Origin of the sequence: Lentzea alba (genome assembly GCF_011067745.1) — a bacterium.
Lineage (GTDB): Bacteria > Actinomycetota > Actinomycetes > Mycobacteriales > Pseudonocardiaceae > Lentzea > Lentzea alba.
Genome location: NZ_JAAMPJ010000015.1, coordinates 1 through 22,883 on the forward strand (window position 1 = coordinate 1; position 22,883 = coordinate 22,883).

Sequence of the window (22,883 nt, forward strand, 5' to 3'; positions counted from 1 at the left end):
TGTTCCTCGGCGGGGCAGACCCGTCGGACCCGGTGGTCGACGGCGCGGGACGGCTGCAGGGCCTGCTGGTGGAGTGGTTCACCGCGATTGGGCCGGTGCCGTTCGTCGTCGTGCTGATCCTGCTCACAGCCGGTGGAGTCCTGCTGGTCCGCCGGCGCGCTCGGGCGCGGTGATCAGCCCACGGACGCTCTCCCGGCGCTGCGGAGGTTGCCCAGAATGGAAGCCGTGTCCTATCTGCTGAGTGCGGCCAGCAGCAAGGCTGTGGACGAACCGCGGCGGTCCCTTGCGAACTCCCTACGATCCACGTGACGTGCCGCCGTCTCGTTTGGTCGGGGCAAAGATTGCTGTGTGCGTGAAGAACAACGCCGTCGATCGTGAGATCTCGTCGAAAGGGCCTCGCAAGATCGCACTGTGCGGATTTCCGGCGGACTGTCGACGGCGGACGCGAACCGGTCGGGCGAGCGTCCGCGCCAAACCACCACGGGGAGATCCGGGTACGGGCCGGAAGGAACGGCGGTCGGTGCCCGGCCGCGCACGGTGAAGGAACGTTGGATGCGCTCACACGCCGTGGCGGGTGAGGAGTGGCGCCTGGACGTGTTGTGGTTGGCCGGTGTGCACAACTTGCTGAGCTGCACGTCGGTGGGCGACTGATAGGACCTGCGGCTGCACAATCCTCGTCGCATCGGGTGCGGAAGCCCGGATCCTGGTGCCCTCGCTGACCTACCTCTGCACAACGGCGTCCCAGATACCCCTATGCGGGGCCACCGGCGCATGACGGCGACGCTCTCCGTCATCCTCAGGGAAGAGATGCGGTGATGAACCTGACGACTCCCCGATGACGGCATCAGTCCAAAGTCGGCCTGTGCAGATCAGCTGTGGCGCCACGGGCGCAGCCGCGGCCACCAACCGGGCACTGCGGCTCGGTAGGTGTCGTACTGGGCACCGAAGTCGCGGCGCAGCACGGGTTCCTCGTGCCAGTGGACCATCGCGGCGAACGCCAGGCTCACGACTGCGGCGTAGGGCAGCAGTATCCACTGTCCGAACAGGAGTGCCTGTCCGAGGATCAGCGAGAGCACTGCGAGGTACATCGGGTTGCGCACGTGTCGGTACAGCCCACCGACCACCAGCCGGTCGGGCGGGGCCACCGGTGCGGGCGTGCCGAAGCCCTCGGTGACGAACCTGGCGAAGGCGGAGATCAGCACGGCAAGTGCGATCACCAGCACGACCACGCCGAGAATCCGCAAGGGCAGCCAGAACGGTTGCATCTGCCAGCGGGTGAGCAGCCAGGGGATGAGGCCGGCAACGCCACCCGGTGCCAGCACGAAGAACGCGGTGGAGCCGAGTGCTGCGTTCCTGGTCTGCATGGCGCAAAGGCATACCTGCCGAGAACCATAAGCGGTAGCTCTTGTCCGCGTTCTGGCACGGTTTCTCACCCGGATGGACTACCTGGCGACGTGGCCGCGTCGCGACCGGGCAGGACGACGACACGTCGGCCGGTCTCGGCATCGATGATGATCGTGGCGCAGCGCTGGCGGCGGCGCAGGGCGAAGTCGTCCACGCCGATCACCCGCGGAATCGTCAACCGGGGCAGCGGCAGGCACCGCAGACGGCGCACCGCGGTGCTACGGGACACGGGCACAGCGAGCAAGCCGGCCAGGCGTGCCGCCGCCCGACCACATAACTCCCGCGCCACAAGGGAAATCTGCCGGACAAGCCGCACCGTGCGGCGCTGATGGCGTTCCAGCAATCCGGGAATCTGTTCCCGGAACGTCTGCCGCGGGCAACCCCGAGCCGGGCAGACCAGCCGCCGTACGCGCAGACGGACGACGACCTGGCGGCCATCGACCGGCACGTCCTTCATCGTCCGCCGGTGATACCCGTGCACCTTCGCTGTCGCTGTGTTGCCGCCCTCCGTCACGTCCTCGACAACCAACGCTGACAGTCCGGAGAACACTGTCCCCACAAGGGAATCGACAGTCATCACCAGATCATGATCGCGAACAGCTACCCGCCGTCACCACCGACTACGAGCCAGAGCCGCTCGTTTGACAGACCCTGCACAACGCCTACTCGGGTTCGTCTGCTCGATGTTTGTCCTCGCGGTGGGTGGAGGCGAGCGTTTGCTCGGTGGGCTCGTCCGGCGGAGTGGAGCCTCGGTGCAGGAGGGAGAAGTGCGCCTCGTCGCGCATGCGGTCGACCATGTGGGGGTAGTGCAGCTCGAACGCGGGGCGTTCGGACCTGATTTTCGGCAGTTCCTTGAAGTTGTGCCGAGGTGGAGGTGACGTGGTTGCCCATTCCAGCGAGTTGCCGAAGCCCCAAGGGTCGTCGCCCGATGCCGGGTCGCCGTAGCGGTAACTGCGGAACACGTTGTAGAGGAAGGGAAGCACCGACAGCCCGAGCACGAACGAGCTGATCGTGGAGATCATGTTCAGCGTCGTGAATCCGTCGGTGGGCAGGTAGTCGGCGTAGCGGCGGGGCATGCCCTGGTTGCCGAGCCAGTGCTGGACGAGGAACGTGCCGTGGAAGCCGAGGAACGTGGTCCAGAAGTGCAGCTTGCCCAGGGGTTCGTTGAGCATCCGGCCGGTCATTTTGGGGAACCAGAAGTAGATGCCGGCGTAGGTGGCGAAGACGATGGTGCCGAACAGCACGTAGTGGAAGTGCGCGACGACGAAGTAGGTGTCGGTGACGTGGAAGTCGATCGGGGGAGAGGCCAGCAGCACTCCGGTCAGCCCTCCCAGGAGGAAGGTGACGAGGAACCCGATGCTGAACAGCATCGGTGTCTCGAACGTGAGCTGGCCCTTCCACATGGTGCCGGCCCAGTTGAAGAACTTGATGCCGGTCGGCACGGAGATCAGGAAGGTGGTCAGTGCGAAGAACGGCAGCAGTACCGCACCAGTGGCGTACATGTGGTGCGCCCACACCACGACCGAGAGCATGGCGATCGCGAACGTGGCGAAGACGAGGCCTTTGTAGCCGAAGAGCGGTTTTCGGCTGAACACCGGCAGGACCTCGGTGACGATGCCGAAGAACGGCAGGGCGACGATGTAGACCTCGGGATGGCCGAAGAACCAGAACAGGTGCTGCCAGAGGATCACGCCGCCGTTGGCCGGGTCGAACACGTGCGCACCGAGGTGTCGATCCGCCGCCAGACCTAGCAGAGCTGCGGTGAGGATCGGGAACGCCAGCAGGATCAGCACCGAGGTGACGAGGATGTTCCAGGTGAAGATCGGCATCCGGAACATCGTCATACCGGGCGCGCGCAGGCAGACCACGGTGGTGATCATGTTGACCGCGCCCAGGATCGTGCCCAGACCGGACACCGCCAGCCCCATGATCCACAGGTCCGCGCCGACACCGGGTGAGTGGATCGCGCTCGACAGCGGCGTGTACCCCGTCCAGCCGAAGTCCGGCGCACCGGCCGGTGTGACGAAGCTGGACAGCACGGTGAGGCCGCCGAACAGGAACAGCCAGTAGGAGAACGCGTTCAACCGCGGAAACGCGACGTCCGGGGAGCCGATCTGCAACGGCAGGACGTAGTTCGCGAACCCGAACAGGATCGGCGTCGCATACAACAGCAACATGATCGTGCCGTGCATGGTGAACAGCTGGTTGTACTGCTCGTTCGACAGGAACTGCATCCCTGGCCGGGCCAGCTCGCCACGAATCAGCAGCGCCATCACGCCGCCGATCATGAAGAAGCTGAACGACGTGACGAGGTACAGGATGCCGATCTGCTTGGGATCGGTGGTCCGGAACAGGCCGAGCAGCACGGCGCCCTTCGGACGCCTGCGGACCGCCCCGGGATGTACGACAACGGCCGTTGGCTTGACTGCGGTCATGACTGCCTCTCAACAGATCGGCTGTCGCGCGCTTAAGACCCATCCTGGACCCACTGGGGAGATTTGCCAAACGCAGCAACGGTGAACCGGAGCGGTTGCGGGTCTCGGCGCGCTGTGGTGGTGTGAGGTAGCAGCGACTTCGCGGAGAGGCGGGCATCGAGTGGATGTACCGCAGATCGTCTGGTGGCTCACGATCGCCGGAATCATGGGCCTGCTGCTGTTCGACTTCATGGTGCACGTGCGCAAAGCCCACGTGCCGACTCTGCGTGAGGCGGGGCTGTGGTCGGCGATCTACGTCGGCATCGCGATCGTCTTCGGCCTCGGCGTGCTGGTCGCCGGCGGAACGACGATGGGGGCGGAGTACTTCGCCGGGTACGTGACGGAGAAGGCGTTGTCCGTCGACAACCTGTTCGTCTTCCTCATCATCATGTCCAGCTTCAAGGTCCCCCGCGCCGACCAGCAGAAAGTACTGCTGTTCGGGATCGTCTTCTCGCTGATCGCTCGGACCGGGTTCATCATGCTGGGCGCCGCCCTCATCAACCTGTTCGCGTGGGTCTTCTACATCTTTGGCGTGATCCTGCTGGTCACGGCGGGCAACCTGCTCAAGCCGTCGGGTGAGGACAGCCACTCGGCCGACAACATCATGATCCGGCTCGCCAGGAAGCTCTTCCACACCACCGACACCTACGACGGCGACAAGCTGTTCACCGTCGACGATGGCCGGCGAGCCATGACGCCGATGCTCCTGGTCATGGTGGCCATCGCGGGTACCGACGTCCTGTTCGCGCTGGATTCCATTCCGGCCATCTTCGGGCTGACGCAGAACGTCTACCTGGTGTTCACCGCCACGGCCTTCTCGCTGATGGGCCTGCGCCAGCTGTACTTCCTGATCGACGGGCTGCTCAACCGACTCGTCTATCTGGCCTATGGGTTGGCCGTGATCCTGGCGTTCATCGGCGTGAAGCTCATCCTGCACGCGTTGCACGAGAACAACCTGCCGTTCATCAACAATGGACAACCGGTCGACGTGGTGGAGATCAGCACAGGGCTTTCCCTGAGTGTGATCATCGGTGTCCTCCTTGTCACCGTCATCGCGTCCATGACCAGCGCTTGGGGCCGGGCGCAGAACGTGATCGCCTCCGCCCGGCGCCACGCGATCGAGTACGTGGACATCGAAACCGACCCCGCACGAGGCGCGGAGGTCTTCGCCGCGTTGCTCGCCGAAGAGGCGACTCTCAAGCAGCTTCCGGAGAAGTACCGGGCCAGGATCCGCGAGGAGGAGAAGTTGATGGCCCTGCTCAAACGGGCTCACGACAAACAGGCCCGGACCTAGCTGTTCGAGATCTTCCGCCGGTCGGCGCCGGTGAGCCGGCGTGCACGCTGGGGATGAGGAGCGGGACATGACTTCGCTGGTGATCTTCGGTGCGACCGGTGACCTCGCCGGCCGGTACCTGCTGCCCTCGTTGGCGCGGTTGACGGCAGCACGTTCGTGGCCACCGGCCTTCCGCGTCCGCGGCGTGGGCAGGGAGCCCCTCGACAACGAGCAGTTCCGCAAGCACGCCGGCGAACGCCTCGACCGGCACGCGGCCGACGTACCGATCGACGCCCGGCACGAGGTGCTCAACCAGATCGACTACGTCGTCGCCGACGTCACAGATCCAGCCGCGGTCGCGGCATCGATCCGCGATCTACCCACTCCCATCGCGTTCTATCTCGCTCTGCCGCCAAGCCTTTTCGCGACAACCGTCACGGCCCTGGCCCAGGCTGGAATCCCGCCCAAGAGCCGCATAGTGCTGGAGAAACCATTCGGCAGCAACGAGAACAGTGCGCAAGAGCTCAACCGACTGCTCGCTGAAGTCGCCACCGAGGACAGCATCTTCCGGGTCGACCACTTCCTCGCCAAGCAGACGGTGCAAAACGTCCTCGGACTCCGCTTCGCCAACCGGATCTTCGAGCCGCTCTGGAACGCGCAGCACGTCCATTCGGTCGACATCGTCTGGGACGAGCCTCTCACGCTGGAGGGGCGGGCCAGCTACTACGACCGTGCCGGCGCCCTGCGTGACATGCTGCAGAACCACCTGCTGCAACTGCTGTGCCTTGTCGCGATGGAACCTCCGCGCACGCTGACCTCGCGAGACCTGCATGACCGCAAGGTGGATGTCCTTCGTGCGGTTCGTGCTCTCACTCCCGAGGAGGTGAGCCGCCACACCACTCGCGCCCGTTACACCGCCGGCCGCATCGGCGATCGGGTGGTTCCCGACTACACCGCTGAGCCTGGGGTCGATCCCACCCGGGAAACCGAAACCTTCGCCGCCATGACCTGCTGGATCGACAACTGGCGCTGGACCGGTGTGCCGTTCAAACTGCGCTCCGGCAAGGCGCTCGGCGCCCGGCGCAGCCACATCGCCGTCCGCTTCCGCGACGTACCGCACCTGGTCTTCGGGCAGCACGAAGAGCCTGCACCCAACGTCCTTCGGTTCATGATCGACCCCGATCGAATCGAGCTGTCGATGAACCTCAACGGCGCCGGCGACCCGTTCGACCTCGAACCGGCCTGCCTCGACACCGACCTGGCCCCGCAGACCCTTCCGGCCTACAGCCGCCTCCTGCTCGACATCTTGGAGGGAGACGCCACGCTGTCGATCCGTGGCGACGAAGCAGAGGAGGCGTGGCGGATCATGGACCCTGTGCTCGCCGCGTGGGCTGCCGGAGCTGCACCTTTGCGCGAGTATCCTGCCGGGTCGCTTGCGAACGACTTCTGAGCAGCGTCTGCTCAGCGGCTTCGGGCCGCAGCGCCTTCTGCGACAACGAAGGGATCGGCGATCGTCACCCGACGAAGCACCGGTCGGCAACGACGGCGCGTGAGAGCCGGAGTCGCCGCTAGCGGTTCCGTGATGCGTCCTTGCTTGGTGCAGGTGAGGTGCAATGCGCGATGATCCCGATGAGGAACATGACAACGCCGAGGATCCAGTACACCGTGCCCGAGAGCAGTCCGATGAGGAGGAACGCGACGCCCGACGCCATGATCACAGCCAGGTACTTGGCCGGTGAGCCAGGTGTCAGACTGAGCGCGATGATCCGTTCTGAATGCCATGGATTGCTGTGCTCGAGCGGCGTCCTGCTGTCAGACAACGGCGTGTTCTTGGTGCTGTCCATTGCAGTGAGTACGTCCTTTCGATTGTGTGGCATGTTCGGATGACGCGCATGCCCGGGGTTTCCAACGGTCGTCAGGTTCGAGTTCGCCAGGTGTGCCAACCGGTGGCCACGGGGACGGCCGCTGTCAGCAGAGCGCCCAGCACGATCACCAGGACGGATGAGACCTGCACGCCTGCGATGATCAGGGTCAACCCGGCCACGTACATGGCGGTCATGACGACGCTCGATTTGATGCTGTGTCGTGTGCCGGCCTCGGCAGTGCCCAGGGCAGCCAGCTTCTGGGCGAGTTCTGGGGATTCGTCGGCGAGGTGTTGCTCGATCTCGGCGAGTTGCCGTTTTTCGAAGTCTTGTATGGCCATGATCCGGTCCGGTCCCTCCTCGAGGTGTGATAGTTCGTTCCTGGAACGGTTGCGACACCGGTGTCCACATGCGACAGCGTCGCGCGTCTTGGTCTCTGACTGCGTGACGGTCACTTCCGCAGCAGTGCGGCGGCCATTGTGTCCTTCGACATGCGTTGCGCGGGGACGGTGAACACCGATCCCGCGTGGTTGAGCACGGCCACCGCGGCGGTGCCGAGCCGCTCGTGCAAAGTTGGCTCGTCGGGCAGGCGGATGGCCACGGGTTCATCCGGATGCTGTCCCCACCACGTGGACTCGGTGGCCACGATGAGGGTCTGGATGTGACCGTGTTCCGCTGCGGTGACGATCTGGGTCGGCTCGTGGAGGGTTCGGCTTGTGCCGCGCAGTGCCTGCACTGCGTCGACCGTGGCGAAGTCGCGTGCTCGCAACTCGGGTTCGACGATCGGCCAGGTGCGACGGTGCATTGTTTCCGGGCTGATCCGGTCCGCGGTGTCCGTGATCGTGGGCGTCATCAGGCTTGGCCAGGAACTGATCCGGCGGTAGGTCGCTTGCAGGTGGGGTTCGCCGACTACCACCAGCGGTGCTTTGGTCTGGCCCGCCGCGTCGCGAATGACGGCCTCGATCAACTCGAAGTGTTGGTGGGCAAGCGGTGTGCGGACGTCGAGAGAGCCGAGTGACGTGAGCTCGTCGAAACCGGAGCGGGTGCCCGCGAACAGGCGGGTCTCGGCCTCTCCCAGTTGGAGCACCAGGAACCTGCCACCCGCGTTGAGGGCGGGCAGTAGCGGTGTGAGGGTGAACCTGTCGCCCACGGTCGCCATCTCTGGAAGCGTTGTCGGAACCCAGTACGTCCGTGTAGCACCGGAGCTTGCGAACAAGGCGATTCCGTTGGCGGGGCGTTCCCACAACCACATGTCTTCCACGAGGTCCCAGGCCCCGCACATGACGGCAGCGATGTCGGTAGTGCTCATCCCGTCGGTCCGCAGAACGTGTTCCGCTCGCCGCACGAGGTTCCAGAAACGAACACGGGCCGGAAGCGCTGAATGGCCGGTACGCCGGGTCGGAAGGAACATCGACACCCGGCGACCGCCGCGATCCGCGGCGAGGCGGGTGAACTCGTCCACGTGCGGCACAGTGCAGCCGGACACAGCCGTTCGCACACCAGCCTCCTACGACTCGGGTTCGCTCATCTACCTCCACAGTGCCTGCAAGCGCGGCGGATGGCAGGAGCGTTCGTCGGTTGATTGAGGCGAGATCAGTTTGCCGACGGTCGGCAAAGTCCGAGCGGCATCGTCCGAGAGCTCGGGCACTCATCCAATGTCGAGCGAGTCTCTCCTGTCAGGTTGCCGGGCATCGGCAACAGAAACCCTCGGAGTCTTCCAGCGACAACCATGACCGTCCGTCCGGCACTGCGGCACGATCGAGTTAGCCGGTTCGTGCAGGGCGAACCGCCGGTGAGGCCGGGCCAGAAGCATCTCTCCCTTGCTTCTGGCCGGGGCTGACCGCCTTCCGCTCGGCGCAGTTCGACGCAGCACTGTCCGGTGCGTGGGTCCAGCACAGCCTCGACGGTCGATGCCCAGACGAGTTCGGAGGCGCCGATGTGTTCGCCGTGTTCGCGGGCGACCGTGAGCGCGGCATCCTGGGCATCGCCGGAGCCGACGAGTACCGCGCCACGAGGATCGCATGTCCATGTCGGACGGTTTCTGCACATTGGAACGCGGCGAGCTCGTGGGAGATTCCGGCAGCCTCCGCCGCCTTGTCGCTGGTGACCGGTCGGCGCGCCGACCAACAAGACCAGTATTTGTTGATGAACTAGCGCCCGTCCTTCCGACGCTTCTCGCACTCACTGGAGTCAACGCATGAACACTCACGTGATCGTCGGCGCGGGCCTGGCCGGCGCCAAGACCGCAGAGGCACTGCGCACCAAGGGCTTTGCTGGGCGGATCGTGCTCGTCGGTGACGAGCCGCATCGGCCGTACGAACGTCCGCCGCTGTCCAAGAACGTGCTGATCGGCAAAGCCGCAGCCGACAGTGCCTACATCCACGACGAAAGCTGGTACACCGCACATGAGGTGGACCTGCGTCTCGGTGTCCCGGTCGCGAGGATTGATCGCGGTGCACATCGGGTCGACCTCGCTGACGGCACGCAGATCAGCTACGACAAGCTGCTGCTGGCCACCGGCGCCCGGCCCCGCACGCTACGGGTACCCGGTGCGACCGCCGAGGGCGTACATCACCTGCGGCGGATCGAGGACTCTCAGCGCCTGCGCGAGACGTTCGTGCCCGGATCGCGCCTGGTGGTCGTCGGCGCCGGCTGGATCGGCCTGGAAGCCACCGCGGCAGCGCGGCAGGCCGGCGTGGAGGTGACCGTGCTCGAATCAGCCGAACTGCCACTGTTGAAGGCGCTGGGCCCCGAGGTGACGCCGGTGTTCGTGGATCTGCATCGCCAACACGGAGTGGACCTGCAGTTCGGGGTCTCCGTCCACGAACTCACCGCCGCCGAAGGCAAGGTCACCAGCGTGCGGCTCGTCGACGGCGCGGTCGTCCCGGCTGACGCCGTGCTTGTTGGTGTCGGTGCCATTCCCAACACCTACCTCGCGGAGAAGAGCGGCCTCGCCGTCGACAACGGGATTCTGGTGGACGCATCGCCGATCCGGACGTCTTCGCGGCCGGTGACGTCGCGAACGCCTGGCTCCCGACGCTGGGTGACCGGATCAGGGTCGAGCACTGGGCCAACGCGCTCAAGCAGCCCGCCGTCGCCGCCGCCGGAATGCTGGGTGAGCACGCCGAGTACGACGAGCTGCCCTACTTCTACACCGACCAGTACGACCTGGGCATGGAGCACATCGGCCACACCTCTGACTACGACTAGGTCGTGTTCCGCGGTGACGTCACCGGCCGGGAGTTCATCGCCTTCTGGCTCAAGGGCGACGTGGTGGTGGCGGACATGAACGTGAACGTCTGGGACGTCACCGACGCCGTCAAGGGCTTGATCCGCTCGGCCGCCCAGATCGATCCGGCGCTGTTGACCGACCCCTCTGTGCCGCTGGAGAGCCTCGTCACGTCACGGGTACAACAGGCAACCTGTTGACCGTCGACGAACTCGCGGTCGCCCTGCGGGTGCCGCGAAGCCGCCTGGCCAAGGTGGTCCAGCGCCCGCAGCGCAACGGCTTCGCGACCACCGTCCGGGGCCGGACGGGAGGCGTGCAGGTCGCCGGATCGATGCGTCGTAGGCCGCGCCATTGGGGACGCCAGCGAACTGGTGACCATCAAGCCGATGCCCGAAGAACGACCTCAGTGGGCCTCGACGGCCAGTGCATCGCCAGCCACGGCTGTAGATTGGCGATCTCTTTCGTTCGCACCCGGTATCGGCCGGTGTCGGGGTGCGCCCGAGTAGTGCTTTCGCATCGCACACCACTGCGCAGACACCGTGACCTATACCCCTGCGGTCGCTTTGACCAGTGGAATCTGTCCGCCGGCGAGCACCATGGCGACCTGTCGAGGGGAGAGGCGGTGGCGGACGAGGAACTGGGCGCCAGTGGTCTCGTTGTGCACCAGGATTTCGTTGCCTGCCTCGGTTTCCACTCGCAGCTCAGGCAGGAACAGCCGATCTCCGGCACTGACCCGGTCGTAGTCCTGCGGGTCGGTGAACTCCAGTGCCAGCACACCGAAGTTGGCGAGGTTCTGCCAGTGGATGCGGGCATAGGACTTCGCGATGACCGCGCGCAGGCCGAGGTAGCGAGGTGCGATCACGGCGTGCTCGCGGGATGAGCCCTGCCCGTAGTTGGCGCCGCCGACGATGATGTGTTGCCTCGCCTCACGTGCCCGCTCGGCGTAGCGTTCGTCGATCTGTGCGAAGGTGAACTCGGCCAGCCTTGCGATGTCGCTGCGGAACGGGAGCACGCGGCTCCCTGCGGGCAGGATCTCGTCGGTGGACACGTTGTCGCCGACCTTGATCATCACTGGGGCGTTCAACACGTCGGGCAGGGGATCGAACTCGGGCAGTGCACCGATGCTGGTCGCCTTCACCAGTTCGATCTGCCTCGCGTCGGCAGGGGAGAGCGGCGGTTCGAACACGGCCTCGGTCACCGTGGACCGGTCGGGCAACGACAGCACCGGGTGGTCGATGCCCAGCAGTTCGGGCAGTGTCCTCGGGTCGGTGATGGTGCCGGTGAGCGCGGCGGCCGCAGCTGTCTCCGGAGAGCACAGCCACACCGAGTCCTCCTTGGTGCCGGACCGGCCGGGGAAGTTGCGCGGCACGGTGCGCAGACTGTTGCGGCCGACTGCCGGCGCCTGGCCCATGCCGATGCATCCCATGCAGCCGGTCTGGTGCAGCCGTGCGCCTGCTTTGATCAGGTCGAGGGTGGCGCCCATGCCGGTGAGATCGGCCAGGATCTGCCGGGAGGTCGGGTTGACGTCCACGGACACCTGGGGATGTGCCTGGCGTCCGGCCAGAATCGCCGCGACCACCGCGAAATCCCGCAATCCGGGGTTGGCGGAGGAGCCTATGACCACCTGATGGACCTCCTTGCCCGCGACCTCGCGCACCGGCACGACGTTGCCCGGTGAGCTGGGTGTGACGATCAGCGGCTCCAGGCGTGCGAGGTCGATCTCGTCCTCGACGTCGTAGCCCGCGTCTGGATCGGCGAGCAGCTCTACGAAGTCGTCGGCTCTTCCTTCGGTGGTGAGGAAGGCCAGCACCTGGTCGTCGGCGGGAAACACGGTCGTGGTGGCGCCGAGTTCCGCGCCCATGTTCGCGATGACGTGCCTGTCCATCGCCGACAGCGCGGCCAGGCCCGGTCCGTGGTACTCGATGATCCGGCCTCTGCCCCCGCTCACTCCGTGGCGGCGCAGCATCTCGAGGATGACGTCCTTCGCCGACACCCACGGTGGCAGCGCGCCGGTCAACCGCACGCCCCACACTTCGGGCATCGTCAGGTTCAGCGGTTGACCGGCCATCGCCATGGCCACCTCCAGGCCACCCACGCCGACCGCGAGCATGCCCAGCGATCCAGCGGCGCAGGTGTGCGAGTCGGAACCGAGCAAGGAGGCACCCGGTACGCCGAATCGCTGCATGTGCACCGGGTGTGCAACACCGTTGCCCGGCTTGGAGAACCAGACGCCGAAACGGTGGCACGCCGAGCGCAGGAACAGGTGGTCGGCCATGTTCCGCTCGTCGGTCTGCAGCAGGTTGTGGTCGACGTACTGCACCGAGGTGTGGGTACGGACCCGGTTCAGTCCGAGCGCTTCGAGTTCGAGCATGACCATGGTCCCAGTGGCGTCCTGGGTCAGCGTCTGGTCGATGCGCAACGCGATCTCCTGGCCCGCTGTCATGGAGCCGCCGACGAGGTGGGAGCCGATCAGTTTCTGGGTGACGTTGAGTCGGGTCACGGATGCCTCCGTTGATCTCTATCTTGGCTGGCTTTCTGGCCGCGGTAGGCCTGTGCCGCCTTGCTCAGCACCGAACCGGGCATTTCGCCGGAAGCGACCAGTCGCTCCAGCACCTGGAGCACGATCGACGGAGCGTCGACCCGGAAGTAGCTGCGCAGGGCACGGCGGGTGTCGGACCGGCCGAACCCGTCGGTGCCGAGTGAGGACCAGTTGCCCCACACGAACGGCGCGATCTGATCGGGCACCGCACGCATCCAGTCCGACACCGCCACCACTGGCCCGGCCTGCTCCATGAGTTGAGAGGTGACGTGGGGAACGCGCCGAGGCCCCTCTGGGTGCGCGAAGTTCCACTCGTCGACCGCGAGGGCTTCACGTCGAAGCTCAGTCCACGACGTCACCGACCACACGTCGGCGCGCACGTCCCAGTCCTCATGCAAGATGCGCTGCGCTTCCAGTGCCCACTGCACGGCGATCCCCGAGGCGAGGAGCTGCGCACGTGGCTCGTCTCCCTGACCGCCGTCGGCGTAGAGGTACATCCCGGCCAGGATGCCGTCGACGTCGACGTTGTCGGGCTACGCGGGCTGGACGGTCGGTTCGTTGTAGACGGTGAGGTAGTAGAAGACGTTCGGGTCCTGGCCTTCTCGGACGTCGCCGTACATCCGCCGCAGACCGTCCCGCACGATGTGGCCGAGCTCGAACGCGAACGCGGCGTCGTACGTGACACACGCCGGGTTAGTCGACGCGAGCAGCAGCGAGTGGCCGTCCCCGTGTTGCAGCCCTTCGCCATTGAGTGTCGTCCGGCCCGCCGTGGCGCCGATGAGAAATCCGCGGGCCATCTGGTCCGCAGCGGCCCACAACCCGTCTCCGGTGCGCTGGAAGCCGAACATGGAGTAGAAGATGTAGACAGGGATCATGGGTTCGCCGTGGGTGGAGTACGAGGTGCCCGCAGCGGTCCACGACGCGACAGAGCCGGCCTCGGTGATGCCCTCGTGCAGGAGGACTCCCTTGGTGTCCTCCTGGTAGCTCAGCATCAGCTCCCGGTCCACCGAGAGGTACTTCTGCCCGTGGGGCGAGTAGATCTTCTTGGACGGGAACAGCGAGTCCAGTCCGAAGGTGCGGGCCTCGTCGGGGATGATCGGCACGAACCGGTGCCCGATCTGCTCGTCCTTCATGAGTTCCTTGAGCAGCCGGACGAACGCCATGGTCGTGGCGACCTCGCGCGTGCCCGAGCCACGTTGCGCGATCTCGTACGCCGCGTCACGGGGGAGGAGTAAGGCTTGGCTGCGTGCCGTGCGGGAAGGCAGGGATCCGCCCAGGGCACGGCGCCGCTCACGCAGGTACTCCAGGTCCTCTGAGTTCTCCCGTGGCCGGTGGTACGGCGGCAGCGTGTCGTCGAGTTCCGAGTCGGGGATGTCGAGATAGAGCCGGTCGCGGAAACCCTTGAGGTCCTCAAGGGTGAGCTTCTTCATCTGGTGAGTGGAGTTGCGGCTCTCGAAGTGCGAGCCGAGTGAGTAGCCCTTGAGGGTTTTGGCCAGAATGACGGTCGGCGTGCCGGTGTGCTCCACCGCGGCGCGGTAAGCGGCGTAGATCTTGCGGTAGTCGTGGCCGCCGCGCTTGAGTCCCCAGATCTGTCCGTCGGACAGGTGGTGGACCATCGCCAGGGCGCGCGGGTCACGGCCGAAGAAGTGATCGCGGACGAAGCCGCCCGATTCCGCTTTGCAAGTCTGGAAATCGCCGTCCGGAGTGGAGTTCATGAGGTTCACCAGGACGCCGTCGCCGTCGGCCGCGAGCAGCGGATCCCATTCACGGCCCCAGATCACCTTGATGACGTTCCAGCCGGCGCCGCGGAAGTACGACTCAAGCTCCTGGATGATCTTTCCATTGCCGCGGACAGGACCGTCGAGGCGCTGCAGGTTGCAGTTGACGACGAAGGTCAGGTTGTCCAGTTCCTCTCTGGCGGCGACACCGATCGCGCCGAGTGACTCGGGTTCGTCGACCTCGCCGTCGCCCAGGAACGCCCACACTCGCTGGTGGCTCGTGTCCGCGATGCCGCGCGCGTGCAGGTAGCGGTTGAACCTGGCCTGGTAGATCGCGTTGAGCGGGCCGAGTCCCATCGACACGGTCGGGAACTGCCAGAAGTCCGGCATCAGCCGCGGATGCGGGTACGCCGGCAGGCCGCCTCCACGCGAGCGGTGGGAGATCTCCTGGCGGAATCCGTCGAGCTGTTCCGCCCTCAGCCTGCCCTCGAGGAATGCGCGGGCGTAGACGCCGGGGGAGGCGTGGCCCTGGAAGTAGATCTGGTCGCCGCCGCCGTCAGCGTCAGGGCCGCGGAAGAAGTGGTTGAACCCGACTTCGTACAGTGCTGCGGTCGAGGCGTAGGTGGAGATGTGACCGCCGACCTCGATGCCACGCCGCTGCGCGCGGTGTACCAGAATCGCGGCGTTCCAACGGTTGTACGCCCGGATCCGGCGTTCGATGTGTTCGTCGCCGGGATACGGCGGTTCGGCGTCCAGCGGGATCGTGTTTACGTAGTCGGTGTTGAGCAGGCTCGACACGCCCATCCTCCACAGTCCGGGCGGCTGGCGCTGACGGATGTCCGTCATGGCCGTTCCCCTCTTTCGGGTCGTGGCACGTTGCCGTGCCGTTCGGCGGTCAGGGTGCGTGTCACAAAGCGCGCCACCTGCGATGGTGAGGGGCGTACCTCAGCCGTCAAGCGGGCCAGCACTCGCGGTTGCTGGGCGGGGGATGCTGGTTCGGTGGCCAGCGCCCACCCGCTGTTGCCTGACCAGGTCAGCATCAGATCGCGGTCGGGGAACGCGGGACTGCGAGCGGTCAAGGCGATGTAGCCGGTCGCGGTGTCGGCGAGTTCGGAGGCGACGCCGTCGGCCGGTTGCCCGACGGCGAGGGCGACCGCTTCGACGTAGCGACGCAGGCTGTGCTCGGCGTACCAGGCGGTGTGGTCGGCTCGATCGGCTACCCACGTCGTCATGGCGTTCTTCCTCTGCTGTGCAAGGCTTTGCCGAGTTCAAGGTCGAGTTGGTACCAGGCGGTGTTGACCACGGCGACGCTGTCGTCTTCGACCTGTTGTGCCTCGTCGTGCTCAGGCAGCACATCGGCGTAGCGAGTCCGCGAGCAGATCTGGGTGGCGTTGACGCTGATGCCCTCGGCCAGACAAGCCGTGATCGCGGACAGCCCTGGCCGCGTCGCGGCGATGCCGACCACCAAGTTCGGCCGGTCCACCAGCCACCACAGGGCTTTCGCCTCGGCGACGATGCGATCGGTGTCGTGGGCGCTGCGCGGGTCCAGGTCGACGCAAATACGACCGTCCACACCGGAGCTTCTCACGTAGACCTCCTGCAGGACATCGCAAGCCCACCGCGCGTCGTAAGCGATCAACGCGCGAAGAGCCTCGTCCGCGCTGACCTCGCGCAGCGCCAGCTCCTGTATCTGCGGCAGGTAGACGTCGCTGTCGACGAGGGTCTTGGCGAAGGCTGCCAGGCTGAGTGTCGCGCCCCTCACGTGACGATCCCGGACCAGAGCGGCGAAGCTGCCGTCGGACAGTTGCCGTCGGCTGAGGTCGTCCAACCAGTTCGAGGATTCGGTGCGCGCGGGAGTTACGTGCTGGCAGCTCATGACACCTCCTTGGTGTGTCCACTCCAGACGAACCCTGGTGCGATCCGTGCCCGGCATCGACGGCGGAGATGCCGGACACGGACGCGGTCATGAGCGGCGACGGCCTCGGTCGATGCGGCGGCGCCGCGCCACCCACGCCCAGCCGGCCACCGCGGCGAACAGCAGCGCGCTGGCCGGCAGCCCTACTGCCAGCATGAACAAGCTCAGAGGAGCGGCCACGGCGATCGTGATCGCGTAGACATACCGGCGAAGGTCGCGGACCAGGCGGCGTTCGGCGGCCTCGAGACCATGAGCGACGTTCGGATCCTCGTCCCAGAACTGGCGCTCGATCTCGTGGAGCGTCTCGCGTTCGCGGTCACTGAGCACGACGCACCTCCTGCGGATCATGGCAGGACCTACCTGAGTATCGTATCACGATATAAACTCGTTGGCGGGTCGGAGAGCCGAAGGTCGGAAAGACGTGGTGTCATAGGATCATGACGACGGAGGGCGAGCCGCTGACCAAGCGGGACTTCGAGGCGCTGGCACGGTTCCGCTTCGGCATCCGCAGCTATCTCCGGTTCAGCGAGGAGACCGTGCGCAGCCACGGGCTCACCCCGCAGCAGTACCAGCTGTTGCTGGCGCTCAAAGGTTTTCCGGAGCGCGACTGGGCCAGCGTGCGCGAGCTCGCGGACCGGCTGCAGCTGCGCCACAACAGCGTCGTCGAACTGATCAACAGAGCCCAGGGCCAGGGCCTCGTGACACGGGCCGCGCATCCGACCGACGCGCGGGCCGTGCGGGTGCTGCTGACCAAACAAGGCGAGAAGGTTCTCTCGCAGTTGAGCGCGCTGCACCGTGACGAACTGCAGCGGATGGGATCGGTTCTCATGCCACCCGTGTGGTCCGAGTTTCCGCCCGCGTGACAAGTATGGTCGAGTCCGGTACAGGTCGGAGGTTCCGATGACGCAGCAGACGGTCCACGTCCGCCGGGTGTACGACGAGGCTGACGCCGGCGAGTCCGTTCGGCTGCTGGTGGACCGGGTGTGGCCTCGCGGCATGCGCAAGGACACCGGCGCCTTCGACGAGTGGGTCAAGGACGTCGCGCCGTCCGCCGAGCTGCGCACCTGGTATGCCCATGAGGTCCGCAGGTTCGCCGAGTTCCGCCGCCGCTACCGCGCGGAGCTCGACACGCCGGTGGGACGGCGCAACGTGCAGGAGCTGCGAGACCGGTCGGAGGGTCGTCCGCTGACCCTGCTCACCGCGACCAGGGACGTCGAGCACAGCCACGCCGCAGTCCTCGCCGAGGTGCTCCGGAGGGCTCGATGACGCCCAAGGCCGGCAGCAGACGCCGCAAGGCGGGCCCGAGCGTGAACGAGCCCGGTGAGGCCTGGCTGACCGGCGTCGCCGAGGACGCCAGCGCGGCGGCGGGCGGCGTGCCGGTCGAGCTGCTGGGTGACTACCTGCCGTTGCTGGCCGACGCCGCCGCGAACGGGCGCAAGCCCCGGCGCTCGGAACTGGAGGCGGTGGAGGCGCTGGGCCGCCGCGCCGCGGAACTGGGTGTCTCGGCCGGCAGCGCCGTGCAGCTGTACCTGTCGGCGTCCTGGCGGCTGTGGCGGGAGCTTCCTGTGGTGGTCCGTTCCAGCGACAGCGAGGTCGTGCGCGCCGCCGCCGAGACCGTGTTGCACGTGGTCGCCGACGCGGTCGCGATCCTGGCCGACGGATACAACTCCGCCCGCCGTCAGATGGTCAGGCGCGAGGAGACGTTGCGGCGGGAACTGATCGACGACCTGCTGCGCGGTGATTCCGACGTCGGTGGGATCGTGGAGCGTGCCGAGCCGTTCGGCCTGGACCTCGCGCGGCCGCATCAGGTCGCGCTGGCCGCACCACATCGGCGGCTCCCCGACGTCGACGCGGCGACCAGTTCGCTGGAGCGGATCGTGCTGGACCGGCTCGGTGACCGTGATGTCCTCGTCGCGACGAAGGACGGACTGGTGGTCGTTCTCGCGCCAGGCGAGTCCGAATCTCCGGGGCGAACGCGGACGGACCTCGGCTCGCTGATGCTCGCCGAGCTCGATCGACTGCCGCGCGGCAGGCCGTGGCAGGTGGCGGTCGGCCGAGCCTACCCAGGCTCGTACGGCATCGCCCGTTCCTACGAGGAGGCGCGCGAGGCGTTGACGATGGCGTCGAGGCTGCACCTGGACACCCCGGTGATCCGGGCCGAGCAACTGCTCGTCTACCGCGTGCTGGTGCGTGACCAGCCGGCGATCGTCGACTTGGTCAACGCCGTGCTCGGTCCGCTCGAGAAGGCCCGTGGCGGGGCGGAACCGTTGCTGGCCACCCTGGAGACCTATTTCGCCACAGGTGACGTGGCCACCGAGACCGCCCGGCAGCTGCACCTGTCTGTGCGCGCGGTCACCTACCGGCTCGGCCGGATCAAAACCCTGACCGGCTACGACCCCACCGATCCGGCCCACAGATTCACCCTCCACGCCACCGTGCTGGGAGCGAGACTGCTCGGCTGGCCCAAGAACGAGCCAGCCAACGCCCACAGCTAACTCAGCCTTGCCGCTGGTCCCATGGCGGGAGCAGACCGACAACCACGATCCTGCCCTGAGTTCCGTCGCCACGGCCACGGTCGGCACCGGAACCGCATCCGACCGCGCTGTTGCCGGTGCTCGGCAACGACTGTGCGCCCCGCACCTGCGAACTTCAAGCGATCTCGTCGATCTCGGCCACCCATCACGGAGATGTTGCCGATGACCGGCAAGTTGATCGCGGGCTAGTTGACCGGTCGGAGCCGCTGCCGAACGTCGGCCGCAGAAGACAGAGTTGAAGTCAACCGGCTCGAACCCCTTGACCACAAAGGAGGTTGAAGTGCGTCCTGCTCACCTTGTCGCGGAACCAGGCTCCTCTCACACAACCAAAAGTCGTCAATCAGGAGCGCAGGCAACGGTCTTGCGGGGTTCACGAGTCCGGAGCCGACGCTCCGTTCCTGGTCCTCGTGCTGATCGGTGACGAGACGCGGCTTTACCGCGGAACCAGGTTCCAAGTGGACGAAGTTGCCTCGAAGAGCCTTCTGACTGATTGCGAAACGCTGATGCGCCAACACTTCCATCAGGTCGACGCGGCCGTGCGAGAGGCGGCAGGCGAGAAGAAGATGCCGCTGGTCGTGCTCGGTGCCCGTCACCTCCAGGACACCTATCGCGATGTGAGCACCTTTCCCGATCTGCTTCTCCCGACCATCATCGGAGGCCTGGTGGATCTGGCCCCCGAGGCGATCCATCGGTGTGCGTGGAGCATCGTGGAACCGGAACTGCAGGCGCACGAGTACGCCGCGGCAGACGAACACCACGCCCAGCAGGGCACCGGCCGAACAGTGCTATCGCTCAACCCTGGAGACCATCATGCACAGTGTGCCGGTCATGGAGACCGCGCCACCGAGTCGGCTCACCGGCAATCTACCCGCGCTGAAGATCCGGCTGGAGCGAGAACGCGCGTTCCGGCTAGAGCAGCTCGCGGAGCTCGACGGGGCGTCCGGCGCGACCACCCAGCCTGGTGACCAAGCGATGCGCCAGGTGGCGGAGCAGGTGGCCGCCGCTGCCACGGTCGCACTCAACGACATCGACATCGCTCTCCTGCGCATCGACATCGGCTCCTACGGCCGCTGTCAGACCTGTCATGCGGACATTCCGATCCGTCTGCTGGAGGCGATTCCGCAGCTGCGACTGTGCCTGGCATGTCAGCACACCGACACGAGGAAGGGATCCCGTCATGGTGAACCAGTCAGCCGGCAGCGTCAGCGAGCACCCGCTGTCCGTGCGCAGACTCCTGCGAGGCAACGTGTTCGGCGCGGAACGTCAACAGCTGGGCGACGTGACCGACATAGCCGTTCGCCTACGTGACGGGCAATACCCGCTGGTGATCGGCGCAGAGGCCCTTGTCGGTGGCAGTGAGGAGTTCCTGCCCAACGCGAGTCTGGCGCGATGGCACTCCGATGGGGTGCAGGTGCTCGACGAACCGGACCGACGTCCCCCTCCAGAACGCGACGGCACCGTGCTGATGTGCTCAGAGCTGCTGGGACAGCAGCTGAGCGACCTGCAGCGTGGCCGGCAGGTCCGCGTGTACGACCTCCTGCTGTCTCACTCGGCCGAGGGATGGGTGCTCTCCAGGGTCGATACCAGAGGCTGGGCCAGTCGCACTTTCGGGAAACGCTTCCTGAGCGATGGCCGCCTTGACTGGAAGATGCTCCATTCGAGGGAAGGCTACGAGTTGGACCACTGACGAGGCAGACATTCGTTTGCGCAGCACTGTCTCCCTGAGCGCCCGACGCAGATATATCGTGATACGATACTAGCATCTGCGAGACACCAGGAGGTGTGTCGTGCTCAGTGAGTCCGAACGCGAGACGCTGCATGAGATACAACGCAAGCTCTCCGGCGATGATCCCGACTTCGCACGGTACTTCCACGGCGTCGGCCCGCCCGCGCCCGTCGTGCACCGCCAGTCGGCTCGGGCCAGCTTCGTCGTCGTGACGGAGATGGTCATCGCGCTGGCGGTCGTTGGTCCCAACATCCTCACGGACACCCAGATCTCCGCTCTCACGGTGCCTCCGGCGCCGCGAAGGAGGACGAAATGAACGTTGTGTACGTGCTGCTGCTCACCGCCGCAGGCATTGGCCTGTTCGGGCTGATGTCGAGCGTTCGGGTCATCACCCAGTACGAGCGAGGCGTCCTCTTCCGCTTCGGTCGCGTCCGCTCGGGGATTCGCGGCCCAGGGCTGGTGTTGCTCATGCCGATCGCCGACCGCCTGCGCAAGGTCAGCATGCAGATCATCACGATGCCGGTCCCGGCCCAGGACGGCATCACCCGCGACAACGTGACCGTGCGCGTCGACGCCGTGGTCTTCTACAAGGTCTCCGATCCCGTCCGCGCGATCGTGGACGTGGAGGACTACAACGCCGCAGTCGGCCAGGTCGCACAGACCTCGCTGCGCTCGATCATCGGCAAGAGTGATCTGGACGACCTGTTGTCGAACAGGGAACGGCTGAACCAGGGCCTGGAACTGATGATCGACAGCCCGGCGCTCGACTGGGGTGTGCACATCGACCGCGTGGAGATCAAGGACGTGGTACTGCCGGAGTCCATGAAGCGATCGATGTCGCGTCAGGCCGAGGCTGAACGCGAGCGGCGAGCTCGCATCATCACCGCGGACGGTGAATTGCAGGCGTCGACCAAGCTTGCCAGCGCTGCGGAGACCATGACCGAGCATCCCGCCGCGTTGCAACTGAGGCTGCTGCAGACCGTGGTCGAGGTAGCGGCGGAGAAGAACTCCACGCTCGTGTTGCCGTTCCCGGTCGAGCTGCTCCGTTTCCTGGAGCGGGCGACACCGCCGGAAGGCCCGCGCACACCTTCGGTGAGCAACGGCCGGACGGGTTCTCGTCCGGCGCCCGCCCCCGGCATCCTCGACGTCGACCAAGTGGCGCCGGTCGGCGCCCGCGCTTCCTGTTAGCCCCGAGTGTCACCATCCACTTCGGACCGTCGCGAGCCGGCCACGACCTGGGCCATGGAGGAGTCATGACTGGATTGCCCCGCATCGTGGCCGGCTTCGACGGTTCCCCGGACAGCGCTCTGGCGTTGGAGTGGGCGCTGGCGGAAGCACACCTGCGAGGTGCAAGGATCGACCTGTGTCACGTCCGCAAGGGGCCTCGAACGGAGGCCGGCGACGACCACGCGGGTGCCAGGGATCTCGGGGGAGACGTACTTACCCGCGGCCTTGAACACGCCGACCACTGGACACCACCTGTTCCGGTGGCTGCGCGGCTGCTGGCAGGGAACCCGGTGCAGCAGTTGCTGGCCATCGCCACGGACGCGCTGTTCCTCGTTGTGGGCGCGCGCGGCACCGGTGGGTTTCGCGGGCTGCGGCTGGGGTCGGTCAGCGACCAGGTCGCGCGACATGCCCGATGTCCAGTCGTTGTTGTTCCCGATCCTGGAGAGCATCGCGACGGTACGCGTGATCGGAAGGTTGTGGTCGGAGTCGACGGCTCCGCGGGCTCCGATGCGGCTCTTGCCTTCGCGTTCGACGAGGCGGCCCGCCGCCAGGCGGAACTGTGCGCGATCCACGTGTTCGACCCGTCCGCCGTGCAGATCATGGCCAACCTTCCACAAGCAGACGTGCGGCGACTCCACCTGGAGGCGTCGAACACACTGAGCAATTTGCTCGCAACCCACACGAGCCAGCATCCATGCGTACACGCGTGCGCAGAGGTCTTGTCAGGTTCGCCGGCCGCGACACTGACCGCCGCGGCGTCCAACGCCGAATTGCTGGTACTCGGTTCACGAGGGCATGGCGGCTTCGTCACCCTGGTTCTGGGTTCGACCAGCCACAGCGTTCTGCACCACGCCAGTTGCCCGGTCGTCGTCGTCTGAAAGCAGGGCGGCTGCCACCAGAGGAGTGGTCTGCGAGGCGGACGTCAGGTGGAGTGGATAGGGACGAGTCGTCAGGTGGATAGTGCCAGGTGGGCAATGACGCT

Annotated in this window: 21 protein-coding genes and 3 pseudogenes; 13 read left to right on the forward strand and 11 right to left on the reverse strand. The window is 66.3% G+C overall.

The annotated features are described in order from the left end of the window. Positions 1-869: 869 nt before the first annotated feature. The 3 genes and pseudogenes from G7043_RS39925 to ctaD form a co-directional block, all read right to left on the reverse strand. A complete protein-coding gene (locus G7043_RS39925) occupies positions 870-1,364 on the reverse strand; it encodes a methyltransferase family protein (RefSeq protein WP_166053927.1) in 495 nt (164 codons plus the stop codon). Between the two features lie 92 nt (positions 1,365-1,456). Beyond that, positions 1,457-1,981: pseudogene (locus G7043_RS39930) on the reverse strand (transposase family protein); the annotation flags it as partial. 85 nt (positions 1,982-2,066) lie between these two features. Further along, positions 2,067-3,839: an aa3-type cytochrome oxidase subunit I gene (gene ctaD / locus G7043_RS39935; RefSeq protein ID WP_166053928.1), complete on the reverse strand. Its 1,773-nt coding sequence runs from the start codon at positions 3,837-3,839 to the stop codon at positions 2,067-2,069. A 160-nt stretch (positions 3,840-3,999) separates the two neighbouring features. Between ctaD and G7043_RS39940 the strand changes: the two genes are divergently transcribed. Together G7043_RS39940 and G7043_RS39945 are read left to right on the forward strand one after the other, a co-directional pair. After that, positions 4,000-5,172, forward strand: a complete 1,173-nt coding sequence (locus G7043_RS39940; RefSeq protein ID WP_166053929.1) for a TerC family protein — start codon at positions 4,000-4,002, stop codon at positions 5,170-5,172. Between the two features lie 40 nt (positions 5,173-5,212). Further along, positions 5,213-6,601 (forward strand): glucose-6-phosphate dehydrogenase, encoded by a 1,389-nt coding sequence (locus tag G7043_RS39945; protein WP_313888312.1) that lies wholly within the window; start codon positions 5,213-5,215, stop codon positions 6,599-6,601. A gap of 118 nt (positions 6,602-6,719) precedes the next feature. Here the strand turns inward: G7043_RS39945 and G7043_RS39950 are convergent, their stop codons facing one another. From G7043_RS39950 to G7043_RS39960, 3 genes are all read right to left on the reverse strand, one after another. Then, positions 6,720-6,995, reverse strand: coding sequence for a hypothetical protein (locus G7043_RS39950; RefSeq protein ID WP_166053931.1), 276 nt, complete (start codon positions 6,993-6,995; stop codon positions 6,720-6,722). A gap of 71 nt (positions 6,996-7,066) precedes the next feature. Next, complete coding sequence (locus G7043_RS39955) at positions 7,067-7,468, reverse strand: DUF3040 domain-containing protein (protein WP_166053932.1); 402 nt, start codon at positions 7,466-7,468, stop codon at positions 7,067-7,069. After that, positions 7,465-8,172: a baeRF3 domain-containing protein gene (locus G7043_RS39960; protein ID WP_166053933.1), complete on the reverse strand. Its 708-nt coding sequence runs from the start codon at positions 8,170-8,172 to the stop codon at positions 7,465-7,467. The genes G7043_RS39955 and G7043_RS39960 overlap by 4 nt, the downstream gene beginning before the upstream one ends. Before the next feature lie 1,038 nt (positions 8,173-9,210). Here G7043_RS39960 and G7043_RS39965 point away from each other — a divergent pair. Further along, the gene (locus G7043_RS39965) at positions 9,211-10,302 is read left to right on the forward strand and encodes an NAD(P)/FAD-dependent oxidoreductase (protein ID WP_313888313.1); all 1,092 of its coding nucleotides are present in this window, start codon (positions 9,211-9,213) and stop codon (positions 10,300-10,302) included. Beyond that, a complete protein-coding gene (locus tag G7043_RS50165; protein WP_313888314.1) occupies positions 10,284-10,442 on the forward strand; it encodes a hypothetical protein in 159 nt (52 codons plus the stop codon). The genes G7043_RS39965 and G7043_RS50165 overlap by 19 nt, the downstream gene beginning before the upstream one ends. A gap of 344 nt (positions 10,443-10,786) precedes the next feature. Here the strand turns inward: G7043_RS50165 and G7043_RS39975 are convergent, their stop codons facing one another. The 5 genes and pseudogenes from G7043_RS39975 to G7043_RS39995 form a co-directional block, all read right to left on the reverse strand. Beyond that, complete coding sequence (locus G7043_RS39975; RefSeq protein WP_166053934.1) at positions 10,787-12,742, reverse strand: aconitate hydratase; 1,956 nt, start codon at positions 12,740-12,742, stop codon at positions 10,787-10,789. Then, a pseudogene (gene aceE, locus G7043_RS39980) lies at positions 12,739-15,303 on the reverse strand (pyruvate dehydrogenase (acetyl-transferring), homodimeric type); the annotation flags it as partial. The gene G7043_RS39975 and the pseudogene aceE, both read right to left, overlap by 4 nt. Positions 15,304-15,341: 38 nt before the next feature. Continuing rightward, entirely contained in the window at positions 15,342-15,731 is a 390-nt protein-coding gene (locus G7043_RS39985; RefSeq protein ID WP_166053935.1) for a DUF6292 family protein, read from the reverse strand. Continuing rightward, a complete protein-coding gene (locus G7043_RS39990) occupies positions 15,728-16,375 on the reverse strand; it encodes a transaldolase family protein (RefSeq protein WP_166053936.1) in 648 nt (215 codons plus the stop codon). The genes G7043_RS39985 and G7043_RS39990 overlap by 4 nt, the downstream gene beginning before the upstream one ends. 87 nt (positions 16,376-16,462) lie before the next feature. After that, a complete protein-coding gene (locus tag G7043_RS39995; protein ID WP_166053937.1) occupies positions 16,463-16,762 on the reverse strand; it encodes a DUF3040 domain-containing protein in 300 nt (99 codons plus the stop codon). A gap of 89 nt (positions 16,763-16,851) precedes the next feature. Between G7043_RS39995 and G7043_RS40000 the strand changes: the two genes are divergently transcribed. The 9 genes and pseudogenes from G7043_RS40000 (at position 16,852) to G7043_RS40040 (ending at position 22,779) form a co-directional block, all read left to right on the forward strand. Further along, positions 16,852-17,277 (forward strand): MarR family winged helix-turn-helix transcriptional regulator, encoded by a 426-nt coding sequence (locus tag G7043_RS40000; protein ID WP_166053938.1) that lies wholly within the window; start codon positions 16,852-16,854, stop codon positions 17,275-17,277. A 37-nt stretch (positions 17,278-17,314) separates the two neighbouring features. Beyond that, a complete protein-coding gene (locus G7043_RS40005) occupies positions 17,315-17,680 on the forward strand; it encodes a DUF488 domain-containing protein (protein WP_166053939.1) in 366 nt (121 codons plus the stop codon). Further along, positions 17,677-18,909 carry a PucR family transcriptional regulator gene (locus G7043_RS40010; protein WP_166053940.1) on the forward strand — a complete coding sequence of 411 codons (1,233 nt, stop codon included), beginning with the start codon at positions 17,677-17,679 and terminating at the stop codon, positions 18,907-18,909. The genes G7043_RS40005 and G7043_RS40010 overlap by 4 nt, the downstream gene beginning before the upstream one ends. Positions 18,910-19,355: 446 nt before the next feature. Beyond that, positions 19,356-19,913, forward strand: coding sequence for a baeRF3 domain-containing protein (locus G7043_RS40015; RefSeq protein WP_166053941.1), 558 nt, complete (start codon positions 19,356-19,358; stop codon positions 19,911-19,913). A 7-nt stretch (positions 19,914-19,920) separates the two neighbouring features. Then, positions 19,921-20,091, forward strand: a pseudogene (locus G7043_RS48905) (TraR/DksA family transcriptional regulator); the annotation flags it as partial. 34 nt (positions 20,092-20,125) lie between these two features. Further along, positions 20,126-20,635, forward strand: a complete 510-nt coding sequence (locus tag G7043_RS40025; RefSeq protein WP_242643275.1) for a hypothetical protein — start codon at positions 20,126-20,128, stop codon at positions 20,633-20,635. Positions 20,636-20,735: 100 nt separating this feature from the next. After that, positions 20,736-20,990, forward strand: coding sequence for a DUF3040 domain-containing protein (locus G7043_RS40030; RefSeq protein WP_166053944.1), 255 nt, complete (start codon positions 20,736-20,738; stop codon positions 20,988-20,990). Continuing rightward, positions 20,987-21,862, forward strand: coding sequence for a slipin family protein (locus G7043_RS40035; protein ID WP_166053945.1), 876 nt, complete (start codon positions 20,987-20,989; stop codon positions 21,860-21,862). The genes G7043_RS40030 and G7043_RS40035 overlap by 4 nt, the downstream gene beginning before the upstream one ends. A gap of 74 nt (positions 21,863-21,936) precedes the next feature. Then, complete coding sequence (locus tag G7043_RS40040; protein ID WP_166053946.1) at positions 21,937-22,779, forward strand: universal stress protein; 843 nt, start codon at positions 21,937-21,939, stop codon at positions 22,777-22,779. The last annotated feature ends 104 nt before the right edge of the window (positions 22,780-22,883 follow it).